This window comes from Pseudoponticoccus marisrubri, from assembly GCF_001482405.1.
GTDB lineage: Bacteria > Pseudomonadota > Alphaproteobacteria > Rhodobacterales > Rhodobacteraceae > Pseudoponticoccus > Pseudoponticoccus marisrubri.
In genome coordinates this window covers 1-12,492 of sequence record NZ_LPXO01000002.1, presented here as the reverse complement: position 1 = coordinate 12,492, position 12,492 = coordinate 1, and the positions used below count along the sequence as shown (strand labels likewise).

The 12,492-nt window shown below is 66.6% G+C and carries 11 protein-coding genes; 8 read left to right on the top strand and 3 right to left on the bottom strand.

From position 1 onward, the window contains the following. Genes purQ through AVJ23_RS03755 form a run of 3 tightly spaced genes read left to right on the top strand, consistent with a single transcriptional unit; the run spans position 1 to position 3,819 of the window. Positions 1–666: a phosphoribosylformylglycinamidine synthase subunit PurQ gene (purQ, locus tag AVJ23_RS03765; protein WP_058860831.1), complete on the top strand. Its 666-nt coding sequence runs from the start codon at positions 1–3 to the stop codon at positions 664–666. A gap of 37 nt (positions 667–703) precedes the next feature. Further along, positions 704–2,476 (top strand): sensor histidine kinase, encoded by a 1,773-nt coding sequence (locus AVJ23_RS03760; protein ID WP_437176746.1) that lies wholly within the window; start codon positions 704–706, stop codon positions 2,474–2,476. Between the two features lie 8 nt (positions 2,477–2,484). Continuing rightward, positions 2,485–3,819 (top strand): sigma-54-dependent transcriptional regulator, encoded by a 1,335-nt coding sequence (locus AVJ23_RS03755; RefSeq protein ID WP_058860830.1) that lies wholly within the window; start codon positions 2,485–2,487, stop codon positions 3,817–3,819. 133 nt (positions 3,820–3,952) lie between these two features. On the opposite strand, the gene gap is transcribed toward AVJ23_RS03755, so the two are convergent. Continuing rightward, positions 3,953–4,957, bottom strand: coding sequence for a type I glyceraldehyde-3-phosphate dehydrogenase (gap, locus tag AVJ23_RS03750; protein ID WP_058860829.1), 1,005 nt, complete (start codon positions 4,955–4,957; stop codon positions 3,953–3,955). A 204-nt stretch (positions 4,958–5,161) separates the two neighbouring features. Between gap and AVJ23_RS03745 the strand changes: the two genes are divergently transcribed. Together AVJ23_RS03745 and AVJ23_RS03740 are read left to right on the top strand one after the other, a co-directional pair. Then, the gene (locus tag AVJ23_RS03745; protein ID WP_058860828.1) at positions 5,162–5,527 is read left to right on the top strand and encodes a DoxX family protein; all 366 of its coding nucleotides are present in this window, start codon (positions 5,162–5,164) and stop codon (positions 5,525–5,527) included. Between the two features lie 58 nt (positions 5,528–5,585). Further along, the gene (locus AVJ23_RS03740) at positions 5,586–6,566 is read left to right on the top strand and encodes a DUF808 domain-containing protein (protein WP_058860827.1); all 981 of its coding nucleotides are present in this window, start codon (positions 5,586–5,588) and stop codon (positions 6,564–6,566) included. A 17-nt stretch (positions 6,567–6,583) separates the two neighbouring features. Here the strand turns inward: AVJ23_RS03740 and AVJ23_RS03735 are convergent, their stop codons facing one another. Further along, positions 6,584–7,474, bottom strand: coding sequence for a LysR substrate-binding domain-containing protein (locus AVJ23_RS03735; protein WP_058860826.1), 891 nt, complete (start codon positions 7,472–7,474; stop codon positions 6,584–6,586). 117 nt (positions 7,475–7,591) lie between these two features. Between AVJ23_RS03735 and AVJ23_RS03730 the strand changes: the two genes are divergently transcribed. Continuing rightward, entirely contained in the window at positions 7,592–8,296 is a 705-nt protein-coding gene (locus AVJ23_RS03730) for an SDR family oxidoreductase (RefSeq protein ID WP_058861249.1), read from the top strand. Then, positions 8,286–8,534, top strand: coding sequence for a DUF6552 family protein (locus tag AVJ23_RS03725; RefSeq protein WP_058860825.1), 249 nt, complete (start codon positions 8,286–8,288; stop codon positions 8,532–8,534). Before AVJ23_RS03730 ends, AVJ23_RS03725 begins: the two co-directional genes overlap by 11 nt. Positions 8,535–8,606: 72 nt before the next feature. On the opposite strand, the gene AVJ23_RS03720 is transcribed toward AVJ23_RS03725, so the two are convergent. Beyond that, positions 8,607–9,221, bottom strand: a complete 615-nt coding sequence (locus AVJ23_RS03720) for an invasion associated locus B family protein (RefSeq protein WP_058860824.1) — start codon at positions 9,219–9,221, stop codon at positions 8,607–8,609. 434 nt (positions 9,222–9,655) lie between these two features. Here AVJ23_RS03720 and AVJ23_RS03715 point away from each other — a divergent pair, with 434 nt between their 5' ends. Beyond that, a complete protein-coding gene (locus AVJ23_RS03715) occupies positions 9,656–11,197 on the top strand; it encodes a helicase HerA-like domain-containing protein (protein WP_058860823.1) in 1,542 nt (513 codons plus the stop codon). Positions 11,198–12,492 lie beyond the last annotated feature (1,295 nt).

Sequence of the window (12,492 nt, the reverse complement as noted above, 5' to 3'; positions counted from 1 at the left end):
ATGAAAGCCGCCGTCATCGTCTTTCCCGGATCCAATTGCGACCGTGACCTGGCCATGGCCTTTGAACAGGCCGGCATGTCGGTCGAGCGGGTCTGGCACAAGGACACCGCGCTGCCCAAGGTCGATCTCGTGGGGATCCCCGGCGGCTTTTCCTTCGGCGATTACCTGCGCTGCGGCGCCATCGCGGCCAATGCGCCGATCTGCAATGCCGTGCGCGCCCATGCCGAGGCGGGCGGCTACGTGCTGGGCGTGTGCAACGGCTTTCAGGTGCTGACCGAGACGGGGCTGCTGCCGGGGGCGCTGCTGCGCAATGCCGGGTTGAAATACATCTGCCGCACCGTGGACCTGCGGGTCGAGACGGCGGACAGCGCCTATACCGAAAGCTATGGCGCAGGCACCGAGATCGCGCTGCCCATCGCGCATCACGATGGCAACTACTTTGCCGATGACGCCACGCTGGACCGGCTGGAGGGCGAGGGGCTGGTGGCCTTCCGCTACCTGCAGAACCCCAACGGCTCGGCGCGCGACATTGCCGGCATCCTGTCGCCCAACCGGCGGGTGCTGGGCATGATGCCGCACCCCGAGCGTGCGTCGGAAGCCGCTCATGGCAACGAGGACGGTGCGCGCCTTTTTGCCCACACGGCCGAGGCGCTTGCCGCGGCGTGACTTGAGCGTGGCGGGCGCCGCCCGTATCCTGCGCGCCATGGTCATGAGTGAACATCAGTCCGGTGCCGGGTCCGGTGCCCGTCGCTCCGCGCCCCTGTCGGTGCGGGTGCGCGTCGCGCTTGTCGTGCTGCTGCTGGCGGCGGTGGGCACGGTCTGGGTGACCAACCGGCTGCTGACCGACCGCTTCACCGAGACCACGCGCAACCGGGCCGAGCTGCGGCTGGCGCTCTATTCCGGCAACCTCGTGTCCGAGCTGCGCCGCAACGCCATTGTGCCGCAGCTGCTGGCGCGCGATCCCGCGCTGATCGGCGCGCTGAACAGCCAGGACTACACGCAAAGCAGCCAGCGGCTGATCTCCTTCGTGGACGAGATCGGCGCCGCCTCGCTGATGCTGCTGGACAGCGACGGGCGCACCGTGGCCGCCACCAACCGCGCGCGGCTGGGCGAGAACCACCGCGCCACCCCCTATTTCGTCGACGCGCTGCGCGCCAATTCCACCGTCTTCTCGGTGATCGAACGCGAGGCCGGCGGCTACCAGTTCGTCTATTCGCGCCGCATGGAAAGCGTGGGCTCCACCGTCGGCGTGATCCTCGTCGAGGTGGATCTGGCCAAGTTCGAACAGGCGTGGAAGGGCATCTCGGACGCGGTCATGGTGACCAACAGCGAGGGGATGATCATCCTCGCCACCGAGCCGCGCTGGCGCGGGCTGACCCCCGAGGCCGCGCTGGAGCGCCAGCCGGCCGACGGCGCCATCGAACGCGCCATCCGCGCCACCGCCGACTGGACCGTGCAGGAGGCCGATGCCTACCTGAAGGGCGAGGCGGTGATGCGGATCGACGGGCGCATCCCGTTCCGTGGCTGGACCCTGACCACCTTCACCACCTATGCCAGCGTGCGCGAGCGGGTGAACGCGGTGCTGGCGCTCGAGATCATGGTCTTTGCGATCCTCGCCGCGCTGGCCTTCTACGCGCTGTCGCGCAAGACCGCCGTGCGCATGGCGCTGTTCCAGCGCGAAAGCGTCGAGCTGCGCAAGCTCAACGCCCGGCTGCAGCGCGAGATCTCGGAGCGCGAGCGGGTGCAGAAGAACCTCGCCGTGGCCGAGCAGAGCCTGGCGCAGAGTTCCAAGCTGGCCGCCCTGGGCGAGATGTCGGCCGCGGTCAGCCACGAGCTGAACCAGCCGCTGGCGGCGATGAAGACCTACCTTGCGGGCGCGCGGCTGCTGCTGCGCCGCAACCGCCCCGACGAGGCGCTGTCCGCCTTCCATCGCATCGACGACCTGATCGAGCGCATGGGCGCGATCACCAAGCAGCTGAAAAGCTATGCCCGCAAGGGTCAGGAGGCGTTCAGCCCGGTGGACCTGGCCGAGGCGCTGGCCTCGGCCCTGTCGATGATGGAGCCGCAGCTGAAATCGCGCCGCGTGAAGATCACCAAGATCCTGCCCGACGACCCCGTGCGCGTCATGGGCGACCGGATGCGGATCGAGCAGGTGCTGGTCAACCTCTTGCGCAACGCGCTCGATGCCACCAAGTCGGTGGATGACCCGCAGGTCGAGATCATCCTCGCCGCCGGCGAGACCGCGACGCTGAGCGTGCGGGACAACGGCCACGGCATCCAGGATCTCGATTCCCTGTTCGAGCCGTTCTACACGACCAAGCAGCCCGGCGACGGGGTCGGCCTGGGACTGGCCATCTCGTCGGGGATCGTCAGCGACCTGGGCGGCCGCCTGACCGCCCGCAACGGCGAAGAGGGCGGCGCGGTCTTTGAAATGCAGCTGCCGGTGCTGAACGCGGGCACCGCCGCAGCCGAGTAAGGAGAGCCATGGCCAACGCAATGAAGATCGCCATCGTCGATGACGAGCAGGACATGCGACAGTCGATCAGCCAGTGGCTGGCCCTGTCGGGATATGACACCGAGACCTTCTCCAGCGCCGAGGAGGCGCTGGGGGCGCTGGGGCCGGACTACCCGGGCATCGTGATCTCGGACATCAAGATGCCGGGCATGGACGGGATCCAGTTCCTGAAAAAGCTGATGGGCGCCGACAGCGCGCTGCCGGTGATCATGATCACCGGCCATGGCGACGTGCCCATGGCGGTCGAGGCGATGCGCGTGGGCGCGTTCGACTTCCTCGAAAAGCCGTTCAACCCCGACCGCATGTCGGAGCTGGCCAAGAAGGCCACCAATGCGCGGCGGCTGACGCTGGACACCCGCGCGCTGCGCCGCGAGCTGGGCGAGGGCGGGCAGATCATGCAGAAGCTGATCGGCGCCGCCCCGGTGATGGAACGGCTGCGCGAGGACATCCTCGATCTCGGCCAGGCCGACGGGCACGTGCTGATCGAAGGCGAGACCGGCACCGGCAAGACGCTGGTGGCGCACGCGCTGCACGCGGTGGGCACGCGGGCCGGCAAGAAATTCGTGCTGATCTCCTGCGGGGCGCATGACCCCGATGCGCTGATGCGCCGGCTCTTCGGGCCGATGATGCCCGACGACACGCGCCTGCCCGCCATCGAGGAGGCGCGCGGCGGCACGCTGGTGCTGGAGGATATCGAGGTGCTGTCGGACACCGCGCAGGCGCGGCTGCTCTCGGTGATCAACGACCAGGGCAACCCGCCCGAGACGCGGATCGTGGCGATCTGCAACCTCCAGGACGAGGGGCGCACCTGCGAAAGCGCGCTGCGGGCGGACCTGTATTACCGGCTGGCGGCGTTGAAGATCACCGTGCCGCCGCTGCGTGCGCGGGGCGAGGACATCCTGACGCTGTTCGCGCGGCTCTCCGAGCAGTTTGCCGAGGAATATGGCTGCGACGCCCCCAAGGTCAGCGCGCAGGAGGCCGCGCAGCTGCTGCAGGCGCCCTGGCCGGGCAATGTGCGCCAGCTGATCAACCTGGCCGAACGCGCCGTGCTGCAATCCCGGCGCGGGCAGGGGACCATCGCCTCGCTGCTGATGTCCGATCACGACCAGATGCAGCCGGTGATGACCACCGAGGGCAAGCCGCTGAAGGAATATGTCGAGGCGTTCGAGCGGATGCTGATCGACAACACGATGCGCCGGCACAAGGGCTCGATCGCCGCGGTGATGGACGAGCTCTGCCTGCCGCGCCGGACGCTGAACGAGAAAATGGCCAAGTACGGGCTGCAACGGGCGGATTATCTCTAGCCCGGTCCGCGCCCCTTGAAACGGGAAACGCCCTTCGAAGGGCGTTTCTCAACGCGTTTGCAAACGCGTTTATCACGCGGTTTCGAAACCGCGTCAGGAAGCCGCTTCGAAGCGGCTTCCGCGCCGGTGCCGGTCAGTGCAGCAGGCGCCCCATCGCGGCGGCGACATCGGCCATGCGCGCCGAGAAGCCCCATTCATTGTCGTACCACGCCATGACCCGCACCAGCCGGCCGCCCACGACCTTGGTCTGGTCCGGCGCGAAGACCGAGGAATGGGTGGTGTGGTTGAAGTCGATCGAGACCTTCTGCTCGGGATCGTAGGACAGCACCGCGCCCATCCGGCCCGCCGCGGCCTCGGCCACCACCTCGTTGACATCCGCCTCGGTCACGCTGCGCTTGGCGTAGAAGGTCAGGTCCACGGCCGAGACATTCGGCGTGGGCACGCGCACGGCCGAGCCGTCGAGCTTGCCCTTGAGGTTGGGCAGCACCTCGCCCAGCGCCTTGGCCGCGCCGGTCGAGGTCGGGATCATCGCCATGGCCGCGGCGCGGGCGCGGTAGAGATCCTTGTGGCGCCGATCCAGCGTGGGCTGGTCGCCGGTATAGGAATGGATCGTGGTCATGATGCCGCTTTCGATCCCGATGCCCTCGTCGAGCACCTTGGCCAGCGGCGCCAGGCAGTTCGTCGTGCAGGACCCGTTCGAGATCATCGTCTCGCCGCGCGCAAGTTCGCGATGGTTCACGCCGTAGACCACGGTGCGCTGCACGTTCTTGGCCGGGGCCGAGATCAGCACCGATTTCGCGCCGTTGCGCAGATGCGCGTCGGCCTTCTGCCCGTCATTGAACTGGCCGGTGCATTCCAGCACCACGTCGCAGCCGCCCCAGTCCAGCGCGTCCAGCTCGTAGGAGGACATCACGTCGATCGGGCCGCGGCCCAGGTCGATCGCATCGTCCTTGACGGTCACCGTGCCGGGAAAGCGGCCATGCACGCTGTCATAGCGCAGCAGATGGGCATGGGTCTCCAGCGGGCCGGGGGCGTTGATGCGCACCACCTGCACGTCGTTGCGCGCGGATTCGGCGATATGGGCCAGGGTGCAGCGGCCGATGCGGCCAAATCCGTTGATTCCGACTGTGACGGTCATGATGGCTCTCCTGAATGTGCCGCTTGGCGCCGGTATACAAAGGCATGCTGCACATGCAAAGAAAAAATACGTTTCATGACAGTGTGTTAGCGATAAACCTGTTGCGCCTTTACCCGGTTGCGCTAACCGTTCGGGATGGTGGCGGTAACGGGTGCGGGCCGGGCCGTCGCCCTGTTCCTGTGCCCGCCGTGCCAAGGTCTGTCCATGATCCTCTCCAACGCTGCCACGCTTGTCGGACGTCTCCTGATCGCCGCGCTGTTCCTTGCCGGGGCCGCGCAGAAGGTCTCTGATCCCGCGCCCGTCCAGGCGCTGCTGGCGGGCTGGGGCCTGCCGGGCTGGCTGGTCTGGCCGGCGGCGCTCTACAATCTCGGCGCGGCGCTGTGTCTTGTCGCTGGCGTAGCGGTGCGCCCGGTGGCGGCCTCGCTCGCGCTCTACTGCGCCGGCACGGCCTTCTTCCACCTGATCCCCGAGGATCCGTGGCAGATGTCGATCTTCGTCAAGAACTGGGCCATCGCCGGCGGCTGCCTGGTGCTTGCGGCGCACGGGGCGGGCGCTTGGCGCTTGCGCTGAGCGGGCCAGCCACTAGGGTGGCCGCGACACGCAAGGGCAGGCATCCAAGGGGCAAAGCATGAGCGGGCTTCTGGCACTTCTGGACGACGTGGCGGCCATCGCCAAGATCGCGGCGGCCTCGGTCGACGATATCGGCGCGGCGGCGATGAAGGCGGGCTCCAAGACCGCGGGCGTTATCATCGACGACGCGGCGGTGACGCCGAAATACGTCCAGGGGTTCAAGCCCGCCCGCGAGCTGCCGATCATCTGGCGCATCGCGCGCGGATCGCTGATCAACAAGCTGGTCTTCCTGCTGCCCGCCGCGCTGCTGATGGCCGCCTTCGTGCCCTGGCTGGTCTGGCCGCTGCTGATCCTTGGCGGCTGTTACCTGAGTTACGAGGGGGCCGAGAAGATCGTGCATGCGTTGACGGCGCATGACGCCCATTCCGGCGGGCCCGATGGCAGCCACGCGGTGAAGGATCCCGGCCACCTCGAAGAGGAAAAGGTCAAGGGCGCGATCAAGACCGATTTTATCCTCTCGGCCGAGATCATGGTGATCTCGCTGGCCGCCATCGACGAGGCACTGGGCGAGACGACCTTCTGGATGCAGGCCGCGACGCTGGCGGTGGTGGCCGTGCTGATCACGCTGGCGGTCTACGGCGCGGTTGCGGTGATCGTGAAGATGGACGATGTGGGCCTCTGGATGAACGCCAATGGCCGCACCGGGCTGAGCCGCGGCCTGGGTGCAGGCATCGTCAAGGTCATGCCCTATTTCCTGAAACTGCTGATGATCATCGGCACGGCGGCGATGCTCTGGGTCGGCGGCTCGATCATCGTGCATTCGCTGCACGAGATGGGCTGGCACTGGCCGGAGGAGACGATCCATCATGTGGCTGTCGCCTTCGGCGGTGGCAGCCCGGCGCTGGAATGGATCATCACCGCGGCGATCGACTTCGTGCTGGGCTTTCTGGTGGGGCTGATCCTGATCCCGATCGGCACCAAACTGGTCGCCCCGGTCTGGGCGCGCGTCTTCGGGACCAAGGGCGAGACCGCGGCCTGAGCCTCTCTGAGGGGGGCCTAGAGACGGTCGTCCCCGGCTGCGCTCAGCAACCAGTCGCGCACACGCAGTGCCGCCTGCGATACGCCTTGTCGCGGTGACAGCAGGTGGAAGTCCTGCCCGCCGGCAAGCACGCAGTCGATCGGCTGGACCAGCCGCCCCGCATCAAGATCCCGCCGGACGAGGAAGCCGCTGGCCAGCGCGATGCCCTGTCCGGCCAGCGCCGCGTCGAGGCTGAGCGTCGTCTGGTTGAAGCGCAGCGCACGGGGCTGTCCCGGATCGCGCCCGAAGGCCGCGTCGATGAAAGCCGGCCAGAGGTCATGGGTGTCGTGCAAGAGCGTCATGTCCGCCAGCGCCGCGGCATCAAGCGGCAGCGCCCGGTCCGCGACAAGATGCGGGGCGCAGACCGCGATCACCGCCTGTGGAAAGAGCCGGTCGGCGCGCAGGCTGGCGCCGAAGGGCGGGCGGCCCTGGCGCACGGCCAGGTCGATCCCGTCGGCATGAAAACTCGAGATCCGCTCGGTCGCGGTGATGCGCAGGTCGATATCGGGATGGGCGCCGGTGAACTCGGCCAGCCGCGGGATCAGCCATTTCGACGCGAAGGTGGGCGTCACGCTGATCGTCACCCGTGACGGCGCCGCGCGCAGCGCCGTGGTGGCCTCCGCGAGGCCGGAAAAGGCCCGCGCCACCGCCGCATGATAGGCGCGCCCCTCCTCGGTGAAGGCAAGCCCGCGCGGCTCGCGCAGGAAGAGGCGCAGGCCGAGGTGATCCTCGAGCCCGCGCACCTGCTGGGCCACCGCGCCCTGGGTCACGCCCAGCTCGTCGGCCGCGGCGCGAAAGCTCAGGTGACGGCCGGCGGCGGCGAAGGCGCGCAACCCGTTCAGCGGCGGCAGTCGCTTTTCATCCGACACGATAGAATTCCTGCACCCGGGCAATCGCCGTTCTGGTTGGTGCGCAGAGCCTATCGCCCTTAGCTGAGGGACAACAGAGGCAATCCGACAGGATCGGACAGCAAGATGGAGAGGATCATGACGACAGAAAAAGTGGCACTGGTCACCGCGGGCGGCAGCGGCATGGGCGCGGGCGCGGCACGGCGGCTGGCCGCCGACGGGTTCCGGGTCGGCGTGCTGTCTTCCTCCGGCAAGGGGGAGGCGCTGGCCGAGGAGCTGGGCGGGCTCGGCGTGACGGGCTCGAACCGGTCGGTCGCGGATCTTGGCCGGCTCGTCGACGCCGCGATGGCGCGCTGGGGGCGGGTCGACGTGCTGGTGAACTCGGCCGGGCACGGGCCCAAGGGCGACATTCTGGAGATCACCGATGATGGCTGGCATGACGGGCTCGACATCTACCTGCTGAACGTGATCCGGGCGACGCGGCTGGTCACGCCCGTCATGGCAGGGCAGGGCGGCGGCGCGATCATCAACATCTCGACCTTCGCCGCCTTCGAGCCGGACCCGCTCTTCCCGACATCCGGCGTGTTCCGGGCGGGGCTTGCCAGCTTTGCCAAGCTCTATGCCGACCGGTACGCGGCGCAGAACATCCGCATGAACAACATTCTGCCGGGCTTCATCGACAGCCTGCCCGAGACCGAGGACCGCCGCGCGCGCATCCCGATGGGCCGCTACGGGCGCGAAGACGAGGTGTCCTCGCTGATCGGCTGGCTGGCCTCCGAGGGCGGCGGCTATGTCACCGGGCAGAACTGGCGGGTCGACGGGGGGCTGACCCGTGGCGTCTGAGACCCTCGCACGTGTCGAACACGGCCGGACGGCCTTTGTCGTGAAATGGGTGGCCTCGGTCATCCAGATCCTGGGCTATGCCGCGACCGGTTTCGGCTGGACCCCGTGGAACCTCTACCTGTTCCTCGCAGGCGTGCTGGGCTGGCTGATCGTGGGCGTGCTCTGGAACGACCGGGCGATCATGCTGATCCATGTCGTGGCGCTCGGCTCCATGCTGGTGGGCATGGCGAGCCAGTAGGCGGCCGGGCCCCCGCAAAAGAAAAAGGCGCGCCCGGGCGGGGCGCGCCTTTCACAATGTATCGGGATGTCCTTACTGGCGCAGGGCCGAGGTCTCGTCATAGGCGGCGGTGAAGCCCGAAAGCGACATGTCCAGCTCGACCTTCTGGTCGGGGGCCAGCGCCGGCACGATGGTGACCTTGGCCACGGCACCGGCCTTGAAGCGCGCAATGTCCTGCTCGGTAAAGCCGACGCGGGCATAGCAGCCAGCCACGCCGCAGAACGAGAAGTCGTAGCGCCGCGCCTGACCGCCATCGACGGCGACGGTCAGCTTCTGCGTCAGCAGCGTCTCGAGCGGGACGACGAAGGTGCCGCCGGCCACGGCCTGCCCGCCATTCTGCAGCCGGAAGATGCTGACCTCGGCGACCGAGTTGTCCTCGCCATCCTTCAGCAGCTGGTACATCTGGCAGACATCATCCGCCTCGGCCACTTCGAGGCATTGCAGCGACCAGTCATCGTAGGTGTCGCGGATATAGGTGTTGGGCCCCTGCTGCTGCGCACCGGCCGTGGCATCCTCGCCCAGGTCCAGGCCGCCACCGATATTGGTGCCGGTGGTCGGGGCATCCTCTTCGGCGGGCGCGTCCTGGGCCAGCGCCGGGGTGGTGCCGAGGGCGGCGATCAAGGAAAGAAGAAGAAGCGGTTTGGTCATCGGGCTCCCCTGAGATCCAGAAATTTCTCGCGACTGCGCTTAGCATGTGCCGGGCGGAGTGTCAGCGGGCAAAAATGGCCGGTCCGCACCGGGATGAGCGGAGGACCGCACGGGCCGGCCCCACGGGGCGGCGTCGGACGCACCAAAAAGGAAAGGGGCCCGTAAGCCCCTTTCCATTTCACTCCCTGTCGGACCGGCCGACTTTGTCATTGGTCGGGACGCTACGCAAAGAGCCCGCGCGGGTCAACAGGCTTATGAGAGAAAAACTCAGGAAGACTGACGAATGAAAAAAGCCGCGCCCGAAGGCGCGGCCAGTCTGACAGGGAGGAAGTCCGCCCGGGGCAGGAGAGGACATGACGCCCCGGACCGAAAACAGACTGGCATCAAAAGGTTAAGGTTGTATGTTTGACCCGGTGCGAAACCGGGGGGCAGGCATGGAAAATGGCGTTTTCGTGGGCGGCGGCGGCCCGGGGCATGGCGAAAAACAGTGGCTGGACCTCGGCTATGCCAACCGTCACGGGCTGATCGCGGGGGCCACGGGCACCGGCAAGACGGTGACTTTGCAAATCCTTGCCGAGGGCTTTTCGCAAGCCGGCGTGCCGGTCTTCATGGCCGATGTGAAGGGCGACCTGGCCGGTCTCGCGGTCGCCGGCCGCCCCGATCACAAGCTGCACGACGCCTTCATGGCGCGCTGCGCCACGATCGGTTTCGACACCTTCGCCTATGACGCCTTCCCGGTGACCTTTTGGGATCTCTTCGGACAGCAGGGCCACCCGGTGCGCGCCACCGTGGCCGAGATGGGGCCACACTTGCTGTCGCGCCTGCTCGATCTCTCCGAGGCGCAGGAGGGCGTGCTGAACATCGCCTTCCGGCTCTCGGATGAAGAGGGGCTGCCGCTGCTGGATCTTGCCGATCTGCGCGCCATGCTGGTCTGGATCGGCGAGAACCGTGCCAATCTGGCCCTGCGTTACGGCACGATCTCGACCGCCTCGATCGGCGCCATCCAGCGCCGCCTGCTGGTGCTGGAAAACCAGGGCGGCACCGGCTTCTTCGGCGAACCTGCGCTGCGCCTGTCGGACCTGATGCGGCGCGCCCCGGACGGGCGCGGGCAGGTCAACATCCTCGCCGCCGACCGGCTGATGACGGCGCCGCGGCTTTACGCGACCTTCCTGCTCTGGCTGCTGTCGGAGCTCTTCGAGGAGCTGCCCGAGGTCGGCGATCCCGACAAGCCGAAGCTGGTCTTCTTCTTCGACGAGGCGCATCTTCTGTTCGACGACGCCCCCAAGGCGCTGGTCGACAAGGTCGAACAGGTGGCAAGGCTGATCCGCTCCAAGGGGGTGGGGGTCTATTTCATCACCCAGGCGCCCGATGACATCCCCGAGGACATCCTCGGCCAGCTGGGCAACCGCATCCAGCACGCTTTGCGCGCCTTCACCGCGCGTGACCGCAACGCGCTGCGCATGGCCGCCGAGACCTACCGCGCCAACCCCGATTTCGACACCGAGGCCGCGATCCGCGAGGTCGGCGTGGGCGAGGCGGTAACCTCGATGCTGCAGGCAAAGGGTGTGCCGGGGATCGTGCAACGCACGCTGATACGCCCGCCTTCCTCGCAGCTGGGTCCCATTTCCCCGGAAGAGCGCGCCGCGATCCGCGCCGCTTCCGATCTGGGCGCGCGCTACGACGCCGCGACCGACCGGCACTCCGCCCACGAGATCCTGCGCGCCCGGGCCGAGGCCGCCGCCCTTGCGGCCGAAGCCGCCGAGGCCGAGGAGGAGGACCTGCCGCTTGAGCGCCGCGAGTACCGCACCGCGCGGCGCTATTCCGGCACCCGCGTCGGCCGCTCCAGCGCGCGCAAACCGCGCAAGGGGCCAAGCTTCGGCGAGGCCATGGGCCGCATGGTGATGAAGGAGCTGACCGGCACCACCGGCCGCCGCCTCGTCCGCGGCGTGCTGGGCGGACTCTTCAAGGGCCGCTGAGCCGCTGGGCTGCGCAAAGGGTAGGGTGCCCGCACTGGTAGGCCCGGAGGGACTCGAACGCGGAGGCTGCCTAATAATTTCAAAAGGCTATGGAGTTCTCTGGCACCGGATTTCGGCTTAATTCTGGCACATATGACGCCACGTAATCGCGTGCCAAGAATGAAGATCCGTGCCGGGGCTCAAGCATTCCGTATGTTGGGTGCCCTGAACAAATGGACTTGCCGCACAATGCGCGGCAAACACTGGATGATCTCTAGTACAATCGCTTGGCCCATGGCGGGGAGCCACGCAGAAGATCCGAGACTATGCCGTTTTTAAGGGCAGTACAGATAGCTGTCGGGACCGCGAAACTCGTTCGACGCGACAGGGCCTGTGCAGCGAAACCGTCCCTGAGCATCAATCACGTCCATACCGCCAAGCTGACCGTTTGACTTGACCCATACTCTCTGGGAAGGCGCTCGGTATACGCGTCCCGCAATCTTCAAGGCTGGGCTACAGGAGACGTATTTGCCGATCACGTAGGGAGAAGCACAAATAGTAACACCATCAACCTGAAGAAAGTATCCCTCAAGAACACCTTCGGCGAAGTCACGTTGTCCGTTCGTTACCACCGTGTTTAGGTAGTCCATGGATGCTGCGGCGCCCGCCATCAAGCTCAAGATAGCAACTCCCGCAAGCGTCGATACGCCTCCTTTCGATTTCCTAAGCACAAGTTCTCCTTTTCATTCAGCATCCTCTATACGCACTGTGCCAACATAGGTTTAGGAAGGCAATTGACTGTGACCGGTCAGATTGCGTCGGCTTCATAGAATGTCAATTTTTGGGAGGGGTGGAGTTTCTGGCTTCCTCAGTTCCGGCGTGGTCTTCTTGGGCCTTTTGCTGCTACTATCTGCGATAACTGGAATGGCGTGAGCCTACCGAAGCGTACCCTTGCGTTTCGCGCGTATCCACTCGCGAACATGGCCGGGGATCGCGCCGAAGGTTGCCTCAATCTGTGCCTGTACTTCGCGCCGATTAACGTCATGTATCTCGGCGTGTTCAAGCAAGGTGTCCATCACGACAGTGGCGGTAAATAGGGCGGCGCCCATGTGATACTCGACGGGAAGTTCGGCCTCGTCATCATCTGCTGTCTGACGTCAGCACCTGTGGGACAGATTTGAGGTTTTCGTAACGGAGGATTTCTGGATCATCGCAGGCACCAAGGAGCGAAGATGAGCCAGAAATCCGGAACATCCAAGGACGCGGCCGACAAGCTGGTCAAAGGGATCAAGCGCAAGACCCGGAAGCAGTACTCG